We start from the raw sequence: 15,653 nt of genomic DNA, 5'->3' as shown, positions 1-15,653 counted from the left end.
GGCGGCCCAAGTGGGTCGCCCTTCTTGCGTCTGGCATATGCCTGCGCACACAAGGGGCATGGCCCTTCCCACGACTTTTCATCTCGCCGCCGACCGGTCATCCTTCCGGCTGGATCCACGCGACCCAACCTTCTTTCAGAATCCGTACCCGACTTACGCGGAACTCCACCGCCGAGCTCCGATCGCCTTCTGGGACGACGCCGGTTGTGTCGCCGTCGCATCATACCCTGTCGTGTCGGCCCTTCTGAAGGACCGCCGCTTCGTCCGCGTTGCGCCTGACAGACCGGAAAGCGAACGTTTCCCGCCACACATGCCGGCTTTCGCTTCGCTCGAACGCCATTCTCTTCTCGAATTAGACGGAGAGCGACATGCCCGACTGCGCTCGCGGCTGACTCGAGCCTTCGTCACACGGGCGATCGAGTCCATGGCACCGACCATCGAAGATACGGCACGCGACCTGGCTTGGCGTCTTCGCTCGCAAGGTGACGGCGACTTGGTCACACTGTTCGCGGAGCCCCTGCCCGTTGCGATCATTGCGGACCTCATTGGCGTGCCACGGGCGGCTGCTCCCGACCTTCTGCAATGGAGCCATGACATGGTCGCGATGTACCGGTTCGGCCGGACCGAGGTCGAGGAACTGGCCGCGGAACGGTCGTCCCGAGAGTTCGCCACCTTCCTCAATGACGCGATCGCGGCGACCCGCTCAACCAAACGCACCGGTCTTCTTGCGACGCTTGCCGCATCAAGTGACGATCCTTTGTCCTCAGACGAGGTCGTATCGCTGGTCGTTCTGCTCTTGAATGCCGGTCATGAGGCGACCGTCCACCAAATCGGCAACGGCTTGGCGAGCCTGCTATCCGACGGAACGCAGCTTGCGGACGCATGGAACGACACCCACGACGCCGAAGCGATCGTTGAAGAGATGCTGCGGCACGATACGCCGCTTCATGTTTTCAAGCGAACCGCGTTGGTTGATGCCGAGATCGCAAATGGCGTTCACATCAGCCGGGGACAGGAAATCGCGCTCCTGCTGGCGGCGGCGAACCACGATCCGAATGTCTTCGACGATCCCGAGCGGTTTGATCCGCAACGCCGGCAGAAGCCGCACGTGTCGTTCGGAGCCGGTCCCCATTTTTGCATTGGGGCGCCATTAGCGCGGCTCGAACTTCAAATCGCTTTCCGCGTCCTCCGGGAGGAAGTACCGAGCCTCCGACTCGCAGCGCCACCGCTCTTTCGCGACAGCTTCCACTTCCGGGGTGTCGAGCGGCTGCCTGTTAGGTGCGGATGACATAATGCTTGCGCGTCGTCAGATCGACGCGCCACGTTCCACGGAAACCAGGCCTCAGCACGAAGGCGTCGCCTGGTCCGTAGCGCAATGTCGTCCCATCATCGTGGGTTACGGTCCCTTCGCCTGAAATGATGTGACAGAACTCCCACTCATCGTACTCGATACGCCACTCACCCGGGGTTGACTCCCAGAGGCCCGCATACGTTCCCTCACCGTCATCCTCGACGTTCCATGTGCGGTGCTTCGGTTCACCAACCAAGATACGCTCCGGCCTTGGTGAACCGAGCTCCGGTGAGACGTCGTCGCTCGATACGGCGAGCATCCAAACGTTGCTCATGTCATGTCCCCGTTCGCCGCCGTTTGTGAAAACTCAGAACCGTTATACAAACAGCCCCTCATTGACAGGTATCATGGTACCTCAAAGGTCAACCTGTTGTTTTGGCATCATAATTACCGTCTCAAATGGGCACCGCATCGTATTGCTATACCGCGATCGCTTCGTTATGGAAGGCGCATCGGTCAAGGCCTTCGCCTTAACCTCGAAAATCGGCTGCGGCGTGCCGCGGCTCTGAGATCTACCAACCCAAAGGTTCCTCATGAAGACCTTCTCGCAGAAGACCGAGACGGTGGAGAAGAAGTGGATCGTGATCGATGCTGACGGCCTTGTGGTCGGCCGCCTCGCATCGCTCGTCGCTCTTCGCCTTCGCGGCAAGCACAAGCCTTCGTTCACACCGCATGTGGACGACGGAGACAACGTCATCATCGTCAACGCCGACAAGGTCGTGTTCACCGGCAAGAAGCGCCAGAACAAGACCTATTACTGGCACACGGGGTATGCGGGCGGCATCAAGGAGCGCAAGGCGCGAGAGATCCTCGAGGGCCGTTTCCCGGAGCGCGTGCTCGAGAAGGCGGTGGAGCGTATGCTCCCCCGCGGGCCGCTCGGTCGTCGTCAGCTCGGCAACTTGCGCGTCTACGCTGGTGCCGAACATCCCCATATCGCTCAGTCGCCTGAGACGCTCGACGTGAAGGCCCTGAACTCCAAGAACGCGAGGGCTGCATAATGGCCGATCTGAGCTCGCTCCAGGGCCTCGCCCAAGCAGACGTCGCGGAAGCGGCCCCCGTCCATGTCCAGAAGCTCGATGCCTATGGACGCGCGTATGCGACCGGCAAGCGTAAGGACGCTGTCGCTCGTGTATGGGTCAAGCCGGGAACCGGCAAGATCACGGTGAACGACAAGGACTATCTGGCCTATTTCGCTCGGCCGGTTCTGCAGATGGTTCTGCGTCAGCCGATCGTCGCCGCGAGCCGTGACGGTCAGTTCGACATCATCGTCACGGTCGCCGGGGGCGGTCTCTCCGGGCAGGCTGGTGCCGTGCGTCATGGCATCTCCCGGGCCCTCACGTTCTATGAGCCGGGTCTGCGCTCGGTTCTGAAGAAGGGTGGCTTCCTGACGCGCGATTCCCGTACGGTCGAGCGCAAGAAGTACGGCCGCGCGAAGGCCCGTCGTTCGTTCCAGTTCTCGAAGCGTTAATCCATCCGAACTTTTCGGATTTGATCGGGGCCTCGGGAAACCGAGGCCCTTTTTTGTGACGCGCGATCGGTCCATCTCGCAAGTCGTCGAAGCGTTTCGTGCTGTTGGGGAATGCCATGCCGTCCGGCTCGATTGACCATGCCTTCACCGCAACGTCGACGTTGGGTCCCGCAGGCGATCCAACCTATGCGGGGGCTCTGTCATTCCTGCGTCGGCGCTTCACGAAGGATCTCGGCACGTCCGATGTCGTGGTCTGGGGCGTCCCATTTGATTCCGCGGTTTCGAACCGTTCTGGCGCGCGCTTCGGTCCGCAAGCGCTCAGACGGGCTTCGGCTATCTTTGACAACGATCCGCAATACCCTTTCGAGCGCGATCTGTTCGAAGCGATGGCGGTGACCGACTACGGAGATTGCCTTCTCGACTATCGACTTCCTGAGATGGCTCACGCCCGCATCCGGGAGCAAGCAAAGGACATCCTGACGTCCGGTGCCTTTCTGCTGTCGCTTGGCGGCGATCACTCCATCACGTACCCTCTGCTTCAGGCGCATGCCGACCGGCACGGGCCTCTCGCTCTTGTCCATTTCGATGCCCATCAAGATACGTGGCCATTGGCCATGGGTCCGGACGGCAGCCTGCGGGTCGATCACGGGTCGTTCGTATCGGCAGCGGTGGGGGATGGTCTCATTGATCCAGCGGCGTCCTTGCAGGTCGGCATACGAACCCACGCACCGACTGACGAAGGCATCGAGATCCTTTTCGGACTCGAACTCGAGGATATGTCTGCGAACGTCGTCGCGCAGCGCATCGCCGAAAAAACGAACGGTCGAAAAGTCTATCTTACCTTCGACATCGACTGTCTCGATCCGGCGTACGCTCCGGGTACGGGAACGCCCGTTTCCGGTGGACCGTCGAGCGCGAAAATGCTCTCGGTTCTTAGCCGCCTTCGCGCCCTGCCTCTAGCAGGAGCCGATGTCGTCGAAGTTGCACCGGCCTACGATCACGCCGACATCACTGCGGTGGCTGGCTCGGCCGTCGCCATGTACATTCTCGGCATTCTTGCATCGCAGGGGTTTCGAGCTGGAATCCGTTCAGCGGAGGCGACGTCATGACGACCCCACGCGTTTTCATCGATGGTGAGCACGGTACGACCGGTCTGCAGATCCGTGCGCGCATGTCGCAGCGGCAGGACGTCGAGTTGCTGTCGGTTCCCGAAGCCGAGCGGCGGAATCCGGCACTACGCGAGGAGATGCTGCGGCGGGCCGATATTGCTATCCTGTGCCTACCGGACGATGCGGCGCGCGAAGCCGTCGCAATGCTGGAAAACGAACCGTCCACTCGCATCATCGATACGAGTACCGCCCATCGTGTCGATCCGAATTGGGTTTATGGATTTGCCGAACTCGATCGGGATCAAGCAGCACGCATTCGTGCCGCACGCTATGTCGGCAACCCGGGCTGTTACCCGACGGGCGCCATTGCATTGCTGAGGCCGCTCCGTGATGCGGGTCTGCTATCGGGGGAGACCCCGGTCACGGTGAATGCTGTTTCGGGTTATTCAGGCGGTGGCAAACAGCTCATCGCTCAGATGGAGGACGCGACCCGAGCCGACCATATCGTGGCGCCCCATTTCCTCTATGGCCTCGATCTCAACCACAAGCATCTTCCGGAGATGCGCGTCTTTGCTAAACTTGACGCCGATCCGATCTTCGCGCCGTCCGTAGGGCGATTTGCGCAGGGAATGATCGTCCAGGTGCCGCTCCATAGCCAGTGGCTGGCAGGTGCGAGCGAGCAAACCGTCCGTGACGCACTCACGACCCATTATGACGGGTCGAACCTCGTTGAAGTGGCCGATCGCTCCCAAACCGCCGCCTTATCACGTCTCGATCCGACCGAGTTGGCTGGAACGGATCGTATGCGTCTGCATGTGTTCGCGTCGAAGGACGGCGCCAGATTCAATCTCGTCGCCCTGCTGGACAATCTCGGTAAGGGAGCCAGCGGCGCCGCGGTTCAGAACATGGATCTGATGCTTGCCGCTCGCTAGCTATCAAGGCATTGCGCGTACCGGATAAGCGCCGCGCATGTCCCGTGCGTGGAAAACGGCAGCTGCTAGGACCGCCAGCGCACCTGCTTGATGCAGGAGCGCCCAGCCGATCGGCACGTGCAGAAGAAGCGTCGTGATCCCCAAGCTTGCCTGGATCGTCACGAGACCCGCCAAGTGAGCAGCTCCCTTGGCATGATGCGATCCACGCATGCGCATCCACGCGGCGACGGCATGAATGGCGGCGACCATGAACAGGAGATAGGCGCCCGCGCGATGGACGAATTGCACCGTCATCACGTTCTCGAACATGTTCCGCCAAGCTGGCGACATCACGAACAGGTTCGCTGGGATGAGTTGTCCATCCATCAGCGGCCAAGTGTTGAAGCTGAGCCCGGCATTCAGTCCGGCGACCAGGCCGCCGAGATAGATCTGGGTCAGAGCTAGAAGCGTGAGCAGGATACCGACGTACAGGGAGCTTGGCGGCGCCGGTGACGCCAAGGGTTTCGCTTGCAAACCTCGCGCGATCCAAAGGGTCGATGCGAAGATGATGCAGGCCATCGTGAGGTGAACGGCCAGTCGGTATTGGCTGACATCCGTCCGGTTGACGAGGCCGGACGCGACCATCCACCAGCCGATGCCTCCCTGGATCCCGCCCAGCGCCAGGAGAAAGACGAGGCGCGGCTTCAGCCACCTCTCCAATCGACCGGTGAGCCAGAATAACGCCAACGGAACCGCGAACGCGAAGCCAACGCTTCGGGCAAGGAAGCGGTGCGCCCACTCCCACCAGTAGATCGTCTTGAACTCGCCGAGGCTCATGCCTCGGTTGATCACCTGGTATTGCGGGATCTGTTTGTAAAGGTCGAACTCCTCCTGCCATTCCGCGGCCGAGAGCGGCGGAACGACGCCGTGAATCGGCTTCCATTCCGTGATGGACAACCCGGATTCTGTGAGACGCGTCGCTCCACCCACTACGACCAGCGCCACAATCAGAAGCGCGACGGCATAGAGCCAACGGCGGACATGTTGCCGGTTTCTCGCGATCCGCGGATCTGCAAGGGTTCGGTGATCGAATGCAGGGAGTGCGAGTGTGCTCATCGTAGACGGACCTTGCGACACTTGCGTGCGCTTCTTGGCCCTACCCTTTCTTTCGCCAGCAATCGCGCCTACGGATCGCTATGCCGTAGGCGATCCGCTCCCCCTCTCGGATCCGGGTTTCAAACCATACGGTTCCGTTTGGCAAGCGCGAATGGGTCGCATGGACCCATGACCGACTAGAAGGCAGGAACGGCGTATGCCCGTACGTCTCAAGAAACTGATCGGCACGTTCGTGCTTCTCGCTCTCGTCATTATCTATGCCGTATTCGCAACGGCGTACGCATCTCTATACCTGGGCGAGGCGCCTGGTTACGTTCACCTTTTATATTTCCTCGTGACCGGCCTATTGTGGATCGTACCCGCCATCTTCTTGATCCGTTGGATGGAGCGGGAACCGCGCCGTCGGTAGCACGGTCAGCCGTTTTTGTTCTCGCTGACGAGGATCATGTCGCCTAGGCCGACTTGCTTGAGGGCATCGATACGCTGTTGAACACGTTCGACAGAGGACGCATCGACCGCGACGAGTAGGGCGGCATCGGCATCCATCATGGAAGCGAGCCGGTCCGGCGTAATACCGGTGCAGTCGACTATGATCGCCTCATAACTTTTCTCGACGAAGTCGAGCACGTTGCGGCGCTCAAATGACGCATCGAGCGGTGATCCATTCGCCGACGTTCCGCCGGGAACGATCTCGGCTTGGGTTGCAAAATCTCTCGCTGCCACGGACGCGAAGCTGGCACGACCTTCTATGAGATCGGTGATGGTCGGAGCGTTCGCGCCAACGCCCATCGTCCGCGCAGCGGCTTGGCTATCAGACATGTCGACAAGTGCGACTGACTGGCCACGTAGCGATAATCTACGAGCGATGTTCACCGCTAGCGGCGGAGTCGATGTCGTGCCCGTCTCTCCGGCCAGCATAATCCTCGAGACGTTGCTCGATATGGCCGCATCGATCACGTCGTCGATAGGAGTCACGTCGAACGGCTTCGATCGCGGTGCGTCGGGCACGAATGCATTCGGAGCGACGTGCGGCATTGTCGGCAAGACAGCGGACTGTTTCCCGCCATGTCGCCGGTTGCCGATCAGGAACAGACCGACGGCGGAGAAGAGGAAGCCAAACAGCGCCGACGCGGCCGAGACTGGAATGGGATCGGCATGCTGCGGCGTAGACGGCATCCACGTGCGAGTGAACTCTGGCGGTAGGGACGCAGGCGGGTTTGGTGCCAACGGTGCAGAAGGTGCGGTTCGTGTAGCTTTGGCTTCAGCGGTCGGAGGGGCACCCGCCGGCTGTGTAAGCGCAGCTTGGATGGCATCCGCCGACGCTTCCAAACGCTCTGCCAAGCGAAGAGCCACGTCGCGTTGTTGTTGATACTCGCGTCGCTTCTGCTGGGCTTTCTCCGCGTCTAGCGCGGCTGCTCGTAGTGCATCCAAGCGGCGACCGGCTTCCGCAACGCGGGCCTGGGCGTTGCGTTGCTGGATGTCGAGCGATCGCATCACCTCCTGCTGTTTCGTGCGGACCTGGGTATCGAGGTCTGCAAGTCGCAGTCGTGCCATCGCCATTCGAGGATGCCCATCCAGTAGCGTCTTTGACAGGACTGACACCTGGTTTTGCAATCTGGCGCGATCATCCGACAATCGGACCCACTCTGCCCAACCGTTCGGAGGTGGGCTGACTGCTGCTAGGGTCTGCCCGGCCCGCGACGATGATATGGCTGCACGCAGGCGATCGATACTCGATTGGGCGGCTCGCGCCTTCGTTTCCGCGGCTATGGCAGACGCGAGTTGATCCGCGTTTGGTCCGAGGTCGACTTCCAGCGTTGCGATGCGTTTTTCCAAGCCCGCGGCTTCCTCGCGAGCGGACTTCGCAGATGCCCGTAAATCCGCGGCGCTTTTCGACGAAGCCGATGCGTTGGCGATCTCTTCCTTTCCGGTCGCGCTTGCGGTTTCCTGGGGTACGGTCGGCAGTTCGATGGTCGGTTGCCTAGTGGCTATGGCAGACGCCCGTGAGACTTCCGCCAAACGCGCTTCAATCCGTGCGGCCGCCTGCTCGGCGATCGACCTAGCTTCCGCTTCGGTCGCAGCACTCGCCGCTACGCGAAGTTGCGTCCCGTCACCCGACACGGCGGCCAGAGGTTCAGTTGCGATGGCTTGCGCCAGATGATCACGCGATAGCAAAGGTTTGGAACTATCGAGACCTAATTTCGCGGTGTAGCCGATCGGCACAAGCAGAGTGGCCAGATAACCGGCCAAGCCGAAGGCTGCGGTGGATCCCAAAACAATCATCGACCGCCGGGCCACTTCGGCTGGACCATGTCGCTCGACACTCCCGTCAAGATCGTTCGGCTGCTTCGTCACCCTTGTTCCATTCGATAAGACTCGGCCGAGAATGTCTGCCGCAGGATAGGATCGGCGGGTATCACCACAAGGCGGCGATTGTTTTACCAAGCATTAACCCTAACCGCCGTAAATGTGACGCAACGGTCTCTGACCGGAAAGTCCCTGGCTGTGTGGAGATAGAAATGGTCCGGTCGGGATATGCGTTGGCGATCGGGCTTCTGGCGCTAATCCTTGGCGGTTGCACGACGGCCAAACCACCCTCTCCTGCCTTCCATGCCGTTCTCAATCAGCCATATCGCCTTGACGCTGGAGATCGAGTCCGGGTGACGGTCTTCGAGCAAGAAAGCCTCACGAATACCTATGCTGTCGATAAGGCGGGTTACCTTGCGTTGCCGCTAGTCGGATCGGTCGCTGCACGGGGTCGCACGACAAGTGACGTGCAGAATGCGATCACGACAGCGCTTGCCAACGGCTTTCTGCGCAATCCTGACGTCTCCGTGCAGGTCGACCAGTACCGCCCGTTCTTCGTTATGGGTGAGGTAACGACAGGCGGACAATACTCCTACGTGCCAGGTATGACGGCGCAGAATGCCGTCGCCATAGCCGGCGGCTTCTCGCCGCGAGCCGATCACCGCACCGTCGACATCACGCGCCAGGTCAACGGACAGGTCGTGACGGGTCGGGTTCTAGTTTCCGATCCGGTGCTTCCGGGCGATACCGTGACCGTCCGGGAACGCCTGTTTTGACGCCATCATGGGCATTCCTTCAAATGACGGCTGACGTCGTGAGGAAGATTTAGCCCTTCGTCCGTACCATCCCGGCTCACGAAGATCGGTCTTCCATGGCCTGATCTGTCTTGAAGCTCCTGGCGTCGGGAATGGTAACGTGACGGTTGATCCTGCTGACGTGCGGATATTTGATCGCGAGACGATCCGGACGTTCCAAGCCGAAATCCGCGTCCAAAACCCGACAAGTCTGAGCCCATCAGCTCGCCGTGCCTTGCGACAGTTCGGCAAACCGATCCTGTCGTCACGCCTTGTGGGCGGTTTGTATCGCGGCGCAGAGTTCGTTCAATTCCTGCTCATCGGTGGGTTCGCCATTGCCTGGACTGGACTTCCCAGAACCCCAGTCAGCCTTGTGTTAGGGCTGGCGGCATTAGCATTCCTGACGGTTGCAGTAGCCGACATTCTCCATTCCTACGATCCGCCGAAGCTTCGCTCGAGGTGGCAGCAGCTCGGCCGGATCGGCACAGCGATCGTTCTCTCGACCTGCTTGCTGGCGTTGGTGTGGAGCGTACTCGGGTTTGTAGATCCATGGTTCTGGGTGGCGTCCTACCTTCCCCTCGCTCTTTCAACAGCGCTTCCCTTCCGGGCGCTCGTTGGCGCATCCATCCGCCGATGGACTCGAAACGGAGTCATCGAACGCCGTGTGGTTTTGGTTGGCGGCGGCGGAGCAGCCGAGACGTTCATTCGTCAGTTGGAGCGGGAGCCCGACAGCGACATCCGTATCTGCGGTATCTTCGATGACCGTGACGATCGACGCTCGCCACCGATCGTCGCCGGTTACCCGAAACTCGGTAGTATCGGAGAGTTGGCCGAGTTCGTGCAACTCGCCAAGATTGATATGTTGGTCGTGACGCTACCGCTGAAAGCAGAGCGCCGAATCCTGTCGATCTTGAAGACGCTGTGGATCCTTCCCATCGACATACGGCTGGCCGCATCGTCCGCCACGATGAATTTCCGTGCGCGGCGCTCCCGGGTTGGCGGCGTCGAGATGCTGGATGTCGTCGACCGTCCGATGACGGACTGGGACGCGATCGTGAAGCGCCTCTTCGACGTGGTTGTAGGGTCCGTCGCCCTTGTCGTCTTGTCGCCCATCCTCGTCGGCACGGCTATCGCGATCAAACTCGACACGCCCGGTCCAGTGTTCTTTCGCCAGAAGCGGCATGGTTTCAATAACGAAACCATCAACGTCTGGAAGTTTCGGTCGTTGCGTCATGACATGGCGGATCCGACCGCTAAGAAACTCGTGACCCGCAATGATCCGCGCGTGACACGTGTCGGTCGTTTCATACGCCGCAGCTCGATCGACGAGTTGCCGCAGCTCTTCAACGTGCTGACGGGCGAGCTATCGTTGGTCGGACCTCGTCCGCATGCAGTCCACGCCGTTTCCAGCGAGAACGAAACGTTCTTGGAAATCGTGGACGGCTATCTCGGGCGTCACAAGGTCAAGCCAGGGGTCACCGGCTGGGCGCAGGTGAAAGGATGGCGCGGCGAGATCGATCGGGGGGAAAAGCTGCAGAGGCGCTTCGAGCACGACTTGTACTACATCGAGAACTGGTCGCTTCTGCTCGACGTCTACATTCTGGCCGTCACCCCGATCAGCCTTGTTCGTCCCCAAGGTGCCTACTGATCCGAAAGCTTGCCCACGGTGACGCAGGCAAGCCGATGTTGCGAGCGCCTAGCGTGCCGCGACGACGATGATCTCCACAAGATAATCCGGAGCCGCGAGCTTCGATTCCCCCGTTGCGCGAGCCGGCGTATTCGCCGGATCGACCCACGCATCCCACACGGCATTCATCGCGCCAAAGTCGTTCATGTCCGCAAGCCAGATGGTCGCCTGCAGAAGCTTGGACTTGTCCGTTCCGGCAGCGGCAAGAAGGGCATCGACACGCTCCAGCACCGTTACGGTCTGCTGCGTGACGTCGTCCCCCGCGTTGCCTACCTGACCCGACAAATAGACGGTGTCGCCATGCACCACGGCGCCGCTCATGCGACGGCCGGCCTCGAGGCGTTGAATGCTCATGCTGGTACCCTTGGATATCCGAAAACGACATCGCTCGTAACTCGTTTGCCGTCCCGTGTGTACCCTTCCGTGCTGCCATGTCGCCTAACGAGGCGACCCATGACTTGCGCTTCGCTACCGACTCTTCTAAAGGGGAACGCATCGGAGCGTAGCGCAGCCTGGTAGCGCACCTGAATGGGGTTCAGGGGGTCGGAGGTTCGAATCCTCTCGCTCCGACCAATACGACAAGGTCTCGCATCGCAGCTTGCACCCATAGCATCGAGCTGGGCCACTCGACTTTCGCTCGTGCGTTCGCCGTTTACCGGACCTGATCGAGAAGCCGCTTCAATTCAAGCAGCTCGAGAATGACGCTGTTGAGGCTCGCGGCGTCACCGGAATCCATGTTCGAACCGGGACGACCGAACTCACCCCTCTCGCGCCTCAACAGGTTCGACAACCCGGCACGGGAGGTGGCGCCAGTGCCATCTACCCCATGGTCAGCGTCGACCTGAGGCGTTCCATTTGAACTCATCACAGCTTGGCTGACTGCGAGTGTATCGAGGCTCCGCAGGTCGCCGCCGCCGATCGCCATCACGGCCTTGTTGCCGCTTTCTTTTAGGATGCGCTGAACGCCGCGGATCGTGAAGCCGCGAACGTAGAGGAGGTAACGAACTCCGCGCAGAAGCTCGACGTCATCCGGCCGATAGTAGCGTCGTCCCCCGCCGCGTTTCATCGGTTTGATCTGGGGGAATCTGGTCTCCCAAAAACGCAAGACATGCTGCGGCAGGTCGAGTTCTTCTGCGACCTCGCTAATCGTCCGAAAAGCGTCCGCCGCCTTCTCCGTTGCCATGTCTTATTCCGCGGCCTTGAGCGCCGTAACATCCTCGCGTCCGGGCAGGATGCCGTGAGCGGCGAGGATCCGATCCTTCATGACGTTGGACGGCTTGAACACCGTCACACGTCGCGGCGAGATCGGTACCTCCTCGCCTGTTTTAGGGTTGCGCCCGACACGCTCATTCTTTTCACGCACCAGGAAGGAGCCGAAGGACGAAATCTTCACGGCCTCACCGCGGGCGATCGTCATGCAGATCTCTTCAAGGATCGATTCCACCAGTTCCGCCGACTCGGTCCGCGAGAGGCCGATCTTGCGGAACACCGCCTCGGCCAGATCGGCCCGCGTCACCGTTCTGTCTCCCATGTGATTCCCCTGCTGCCACTTGGGTGCCATCCGCTCGGCCGACGCGAACGGTTCGCTGAAAATACCGAAAAGGTCTGTCAGATCAACCGCGCGCCTTACCAACGCACGATGACGGCACCCCACGTGAAGCCGCCACCCATCGCCTCCAGCAGAACGAGGTCGCCGGCCTTGATGCGCCCGTCCCGGACGGCAAAGTCCAAGGCCAGGGGGATGGATGCGGCCGAGGTATTGCCATGCCGATCGACGGTGATAACGACTTTCTCTGGCTCGATACCAAGCTTCTTCGCTGACGCATCGATGATGCGGCGATTCGCTTGATGGGGGACGAACCAGTCGATGTCGTTTGACGTCAGAGACAGGGCGTCCAGCGAGTCATAGACCACGTCCGTGATCATACCCACCGCATGCTTGAAAACCTCGCGACCTTCCATCCTCAAGTGACCGACCGTCCCTGTCGATGACGGGCCGCCGTCGACGTAGAGCTTCTCGCTGTGAACGCCGTCCGAGCGCAATTTCGACACGAGCACGCCCCTACCCGTCGCGTCCCCGTCGGACTGCGCCTCCAACACCAGCGCGCCAGCCCCGTCACCGAAGAGAACGCACGTTGTCCGATCCGACCAGTCGACGAGACGGCTAAAGGTTTCAGCACCGATGACGAGGGCGCGACGAGCCATTCCGGAGCGTAGGTAGAGGTCGGCGGTCGTCAACGCGTAGACGAAACCGCTGCAGACCGCCTGCATGTCGAATGCGAAGCCGCGGGTGATGCCCAGGCGTTGCTGGATATGAACGGCAGATGCCGGGAAGGTTTTGTCGGGCGTCGCAGTCGCAACGATGATCAGGTCGATGTCATCTGGCGTCAGACCGGCTTGCGTGAGTGCGTTGCGGGCCGCCATCACGCCCAATGTGACGGTCGTCTCGCCTTCTCCGGCGATGTGCCGCTGGCGAATGCCGGTTCGCTGCTGGATCCATTCGTCGGATGTCTCGACGCGGCTTTCGAGATCCAGATTTGTCAGCACCTGCTCCGGTAGGCAGGATCCGGTCCCCCGAACGACCGAGCGCAGATTTCCGGTCACGACACGGCCTCATCTTGCGCCTGGGGGGGCACATTCGCGGACGAGACCGCCATTCGCGCGTAGACTTCGCTCAGATCGGTCTCGATCTTCGTTAGCAGTCCATTGGCCGCCATTGCGTAGGCAACGTCGATTGCAGCGGCGGTCCCTTCTGCATCGGAACTTCCGTGACTTTTGATCACGACACCATTGAGGCCAAGAAACACGCCACCATTCACTTTCCGCGGATCCATCTTGTCGCGAAGCCTGTCGAAAGCGCTCTTCGCAAGGATGTAACCCAGACGCGCGAGCCAGGTCCGTGTCATCGCCGCTCGGAGGTAGGATGCGATCTGTCGTGCGGTTCCCTCTGCCGTCTTCAAAGCGATGTTTCCGGTGAACCCTTCGGTCACAACGACGTCGACGGTTCCCTTGCCGAGGTCTGTACCTTCCACGAATCCTCGGTAGTCGAGATTTGGGATCTCGCCCTCCTTGAGGAGGCGGCCAGCTTCGCGAATCTCGTCCTGCCCTTTGATTTCCTCGACGCCGATATTCAGTAGACCAACAGTTGGACGTTCGATGTGGAAGAGGGCGCGCGCCATGGCAGCGCCCATGACGGACAGATCGAGGAGCTGTTGTGCGTCGGCTCCGATCGTTGCACCGACGTCGAGGACGATGCTCTCACCTCGGATCGTCGGCCATATCGCAGCGATAGCCGGGCGCTCGATATTGGCCATCGTCCTCAGGCAGAACTTCGCCATCGCCATCAGCGCACCGGTATTTCCCGCCGAAACCGCAACTTGGGCTTCGCCGGTCTTCACCGCTTCAATAGCCAGCCACATCGAAGACTTGTTGCGACCTTGGCGCAAAGCTTGCGACGGCTTGTCGTCCATCCGGATCGCGACATCGCAGTGACGGAAGGTCGAGCGCTCCGCGACACGTGGAAAGCGCTCCAGTATGGGGCGAACATCCGCTTCGCGGCCGAAGAGCGAGAACTGTATGTCGGGATGGCGCTCAAGGGCGATGTCGGCGCCTGCGAGAATGACGTCGGGGCCATGATCGCCCCCCATCACGTCGAGGGCTATTCTGATCGCTGTCTTCGAGTCCAAGACATGCTCACTTTCATACGGGAAGGACGAGGTGCTGGTCGTCAGATAGGATCGTGAACCTCGCTATGACGAGGACGCTCCCTTGAGTTTTGCGAGAGCAGCGAAGGGCGACACCTTACCGTCTTCGGGGTTTGGATCCGTATCGTATTCCTCGAAGGCTGCGTCGCTTTCGCGCGGATACGGTTCTAGCGCCAAGGCGACAGCCTCGCAGAGATAGGCGCCGAGGTCGATGCGGTCACCGCGAAACGTCTCCGGTATGTCGTCACCGTTGGGATCGAGATGCAGTTCACCGTCGCTCGTGGGAGAGATTCGCGCCAGCTTTGAACCCTCCGGTACGAAGATGGCGTCGACGGCCTCGTCGATGTCTTGCTCGACCGGTTCGAGCGTCACCACACTTTCTTGGACGATACGACCACGAAGATGGCCGGTCACCTCGACGCCATCACGCTTCCACTTCTTCACGACGAGTTCGGCAGTCAGATTGGGCACGTCGACAATGCCGAGGAAACGAGCCAATGCCTCTCGTTCGGTTGCATCCGGAGCGAAGCGAACCGGCATACCATTTTGTGGAAGCTTGGTGACGCTGACGTCGAACGAGATCGGCATCACATCGGCCGCGGGAGCAGAGGTCGTCATCGACCAAAACCTTTGGTTGATGGGGAAATTTGACCTGTAAGAATGCTGTCGACCGGAAGGCGGTCGAACCAGTCCGATCCGGCTACCAGCTGATCGGCCAATTGCGGCGCTTTGCTGGGATCGCCACCTTCCGCGTCGCGGAAAACCGTATCGCAAAGCGCATGAGCCAGCGCGTTTCTATCTCGCAGGGCGAGAGGAGCCTCGAGCGCTTGAACGCGGGCGTAGAAGCGACCCGCCAACTTCCGCATCCGCTTGGGCACCGCGAGGTAGCCTACCCCGAGCTCACGCATCGAGTGATCGAGATCCGTCATGAAGCGGTCGACGACATCCTGTGAAAGCTCTGTGAGGCGGGGATCGTTGGAGCAGCGTCGCAGAAACAGGAACGTTTCCAAGCCGAGTGACTCAAACCGCCCCAGAACCGTGTCGGGCAGACCGCCCTGTTCGAACCGCTCCGGCTGCCGCGCACGGAGGACGATGTCGTCCCAGAGCCGTTCCACGACTTCACGATTTCGCCGCCGCCTGCGAAAGGCCTCGAGCATATCTGTTCCTGTGCCCAACTTCCGCGTGGGGTTCGCATGTGCGCTGGCT

The 15,653-nt window shown here is 60.7% G+C and carries 18 protein-coding genes and 1 tRNA gene; 9 read left to right on the top strand and 10 right to left on the bottom strand.

Features of this window, described 5'->3' with window-relative positions; genetic code table 11:
• Positions 1 to 58 precede the first annotated feature (58 nt).
• A complete protein-coding gene (locus tag BLQ76_RS09405; RefSeq protein WP_170842536.1) occupies positions 59 to 1,288 on the top strand; it encodes a cytochrome P450 in 1,230 nt (409 codons plus the stop codon).
• On the opposite strand, the gene BLQ76_RS09400 is transcribed toward BLQ76_RS09405, so the two are convergent.
• A complete protein-coding gene (locus tag BLQ76_RS09400) occupies positions 1,275 to 1,625 on the bottom strand; it encodes a cupin domain-containing protein (RefSeq protein WP_090672322.1) in 351 nt (116 codons plus the stop codon). The two genes, BLQ76_RS09405 and BLQ76_RS09400, sit on opposite strands and share 14 nt — an antisense overlap.
• Positions 1,626 to 1,884: 259 nt before the next feature.
• On the opposite strand from BLQ76_RS09400, the gene rplM reads away from it, so the two are divergent.
• The 4 genes from rplM (at position 1,885) to argC (ending at position 4,860) form a co-directional block, all read left to right on the top strand.
• Positions 1,885 to 2,349, top strand: coding sequence for a 50S ribosomal protein L13 (rplM, locus tag BLQ76_RS09395; RefSeq protein ID WP_090672319.1), 465 nt, complete (start codon positions 1,885 to 1,887; stop codon positions 2,347 to 2,349).
• Positions 2,349 to 2,819: a 30S ribosomal protein S9 gene (rpsI, locus tag BLQ76_RS09390; RefSeq protein ID WP_090672316.1), complete on the top strand. Its 471-nt coding sequence runs from the start codon at positions 2,349 to 2,351 to the stop codon at positions 2,817 to 2,819. The genes rplM and rpsI overlap by 1 nt, the downstream gene beginning before the upstream one ends.
• Positions 2,820 to 2,935: 116 nt before the next feature.
• Complete coding sequence (speB, locus tag BLQ76_RS09385; protein WP_090672312.1) at positions 2,936 to 3,928, top strand: agmatinase; 993 nt, start codon at positions 2,936 to 2,938, stop codon at positions 3,926 to 3,928.
• Positions 3,925 to 4,860: an N-acetyl-gamma-glutamyl-phosphate reductase gene (gene argC / locus BLQ76_RS09380; protein WP_090672309.1), complete on the top strand. Its 936-nt coding sequence runs from the start codon at positions 3,925 to 3,927 to the stop codon at positions 4,858 to 4,860. Before speB ends, argC begins: the two co-directional genes overlap by 4 nt.
• Before the next feature lie 3 nt (positions 4,861 to 4,863).
• Here the strand turns inward: argC and BLQ76_RS09375 are convergent, their stop codons facing one another.
• Positions 4,864 to 5,955, bottom strand: coding sequence for a COX15/CtaA family protein (locus tag BLQ76_RS09375; RefSeq protein WP_090672306.1), 1,092 nt, complete (start codon positions 5,953 to 5,955; stop codon positions 4,864 to 4,866).
• Positions 5,956 to 6,151: 196 nt separating this feature from the next.
• On the opposite strand from BLQ76_RS09375, the gene BLQ76_RS09370 reads away from it, so the two are divergent.
• Positions 6,152 to 6,364 (top strand): DUF2842 domain-containing protein, encoded by a 213-nt coding sequence (locus BLQ76_RS09370; RefSeq protein ID WP_090672303.1) that lies wholly within the window; start codon positions 6,152 to 6,154, stop codon positions 6,362 to 6,364.
• A 5-nt stretch (positions 6,365 to 6,369) separates the two neighbouring features.
• Here BLQ76_RS09370 and BLQ76_RS21685 read toward each other — a convergent pair whose 3' ends face one another.
• Positions 6,370 to 8,310, bottom strand: coding sequence for a GumC domain-containing protein (locus tag BLQ76_RS21685; RefSeq protein WP_139183972.1), 1,941 nt, complete (start codon positions 8,308 to 8,310; stop codon positions 6,370 to 6,372).
• A 164-nt stretch (positions 8,311 to 8,474) separates the two neighbouring features.
• On the opposite strand from BLQ76_RS21685, the gene BLQ76_RS09360 reads away from it, so the two are divergent.
• Positions 8,475 to 9,038: a polysaccharide biosynthesis/export family protein gene (locus BLQ76_RS09360; RefSeq protein WP_090672297.1), complete on the top strand. Its 564-nt coding sequence runs from the start codon at positions 8,475 to 8,477 to the stop codon at positions 9,036 to 9,038.
• A gap of 139 nt (positions 9,039 to 9,177) precedes the next feature.
• Positions 9,178 to 10,704, top strand: coding sequence for an undecaprenyl-phosphate glucose phosphotransferase (locus BLQ76_RS09355; RefSeq protein ID WP_090672293.1), 1,527 nt, complete (start codon positions 9,178 to 9,180; stop codon positions 10,702 to 10,704).
• Between the two features lie 48 nt (positions 10,705 to 10,752).
• On the opposite strand, the gene BLQ76_RS09350 is transcribed toward BLQ76_RS09355, so the two are convergent.
• On the bottom strand, positions 10,753 to 11,097 hold the full coding sequence (locus BLQ76_RS09350) for a RidA family protein (protein WP_090672291.1): 345 nt from the start codon (positions 11,095 to 11,097) through the stop codon (positions 10,753 to 10,755).
• 142 nt (positions 11,098 to 11,239) lie between these two features.
• On the opposite strand from BLQ76_RS09350, the gene BLQ76_RS09345 reads away from it, so the two are divergent.
• Positions 11,240 to 11,316: transfer RNA gene (locus BLQ76_RS09345), tRNA-Pro, on the top strand.
• Positions 11,317 to 11,395: 79 nt separating this feature from the next.
• Here BLQ76_RS09345 and BLQ76_RS09340 read toward each other — a convergent pair.
• The 6 genes from BLQ76_RS09340 to BLQ76_RS09315 all read right to left on the bottom strand — a co-directional run bounded on the left by BLQ76_RS09340 (position 11,396) and on the right by BLQ76_RS09315 (position 15,604).
• Positions 11,396 to 11,926, bottom strand: a complete 531-nt coding sequence (locus BLQ76_RS09340; protein ID WP_090672288.1) for a MerR family transcriptional regulator — start codon at positions 11,924 to 11,926, stop codon at positions 11,396 to 11,398.
• 3 nt (positions 11,927 to 11,929) lie between these two features.
• On the bottom strand, positions 11,930 to 12,274 hold the full coding sequence (locus tag BLQ76_RS09335) for an integration host factor subunit alpha (RefSeq protein WP_090672285.1): 345 nt from the start codon (positions 12,272 to 12,274) through the stop codon (positions 11,930 to 11,932).
• A gap of 95 nt (positions 12,275 to 12,369) precedes the next feature.
• Positions 12,370 to 13,335 carry a beta-ketoacyl-ACP synthase III gene (locus tag BLQ76_RS09330; RefSeq protein WP_090672720.1) on the bottom strand — a complete coding sequence of 322 codons (966 nt, stop codon included), beginning with the start codon at positions 13,333 to 13,335 and terminating at the stop codon, positions 12,370 to 12,372.
• Between the two features lie 8 nt (positions 13,336 to 13,343).
• A complete protein-coding gene (plsX, locus tag BLQ76_RS09325) occupies positions 13,344 to 14,429 on the bottom strand; it encodes a phosphate acyltransferase PlsX (protein WP_090672282.1) in 1,086 nt (361 codons plus the stop codon).
• A gap of 63 nt (positions 14,430 to 14,492) precedes the next feature.
• A complete protein-coding gene (locus BLQ76_RS09320; protein ID WP_090672279.1) occupies positions 14,493 to 15,065 on the bottom strand; it encodes a YceD family protein in 573 nt (190 codons plus the stop codon).
• Positions 15,062 to 15,604, bottom strand: a complete 543-nt coding sequence (locus BLQ76_RS09315) for a ubiquinol-cytochrome C chaperone family protein (RefSeq protein ID WP_170842535.1) — start codon at positions 15,602 to 15,604, stop codon at positions 15,062 to 15,064. The genes BLQ76_RS09320 and BLQ76_RS09315 overlap by 4 nt, the downstream gene beginning before the upstream one ends.
• Between the last annotated feature and the right edge of the window lie 49 nt (positions 15,605 to 15,653).

It is taken from the genome of Aureimonas jatrophae, assembly GCF_900104035.1.
Lineage (GTDB): Bacteria > Pseudomonadota > Alphaproteobacteria > Rhizobiales > Rhizobiaceae > Aureimonas > Aureimonas jatrophae.
This window is presented reverse-complemented; position numbering and strand designations above follow the sequence as displayed.

Excerpts from the sequence above, each read along its gene's own strand:
- BLQ76_RS09340 (WP_090672288.1), bottom strand. The coding sequence starts at position 11,926 with ATGGCAACGGAGAAGGCGGCGGACGCTTTTCGGACGATTAGCGAGGTC.
- rpsI (WP_090672316.1), top strand. The coding sequence starts at position 2,349 with ATGGCCGATCTGAGCTCGCTCCAGGGCCTCGCCCAAGCAGACGTCGCG.
- argC (WP_090672309.1), top strand. The coding sequence starts at position 3,925 with ATGACGACCCCACGCGTTTTCATCGATGGTGAGCACGGTACGACCGGT.
- BLQ76_RS09320 (WP_090672279.1), bottom strand. The coding sequence starts at position 15,065 with ATGACGACCTCTGCTCCCGCGGCCGATGTGATGCCGATCTCGTTCGAC.
- speB (WP_090672312.1), top strand. The coding sequence starts at position 2,936 with ATGCCGTCCGGCTCGATTGACCATGCCTTCACCGCAACGTCGACGTTG.
- BLQ76_RS09350 (WP_090672291.1), bottom strand. The coding sequence starts at position 11,097 with ATGAGCATTCAACGCCTCGAGGCCGGCCGTCGCATGAGCGGCGCCGTG.
- BLQ76_RS09315 (WP_170842535.1), bottom strand. The coding sequence starts at position 15,604 with ATGCTCGAGGCCTTTCGCAGGCGGCGGCGAAATCGTGAAGTCGTGGAA.
- BLQ76_RS09335 (WP_090672285.1), bottom strand. The coding sequence starts at position 12,274 with ATGGGAGACAGAACGGTGACGCGGGCCGATCTGGCCGAGGCGGTGTTC.
- BLQ76_RS09370 (WP_090672303.1), top strand. The coding sequence starts at position 6,152 with ATGCCCGTACGTCTCAAGAAACTGATCGGCACGTTCGTGCTTCTCGCT.
- rplM (WP_090672319.1), top strand. The coding sequence starts at position 1,885 with ATGAAGACCTTCTCGCAGAAGACCGAGACGGTGGAGAAGAAGTGGATC.
- BLQ76_RS09375 (WP_090672306.1), bottom strand. The coding sequence starts at position 5,955 with ATGAGCACACTCGCACTCCCTGCATTCGATCACCGAACCCTTGCAGAT.
- BLQ76_RS09405 (WP_170842536.1), top strand. The coding sequence starts at position 59 with ATGGCCCTTCCCACGACTTTTCATCTCGCCGCCGACCGGTCATCCTTC.
- BLQ76_RS09360 (WP_090672297.1), top strand. The coding sequence starts at position 8,475 with ATGGTCCGGTCGGGATATGCGTTGGCGATCGGGCTTCTGGCGCTAATC.
- BLQ76_RS09400 (WP_090672322.1), bottom strand. The coding sequence starts at position 1,625 with ATGAGCAACGTTTGGATGCTCGCCGTATCGAGCGACGACGTCTCACCG.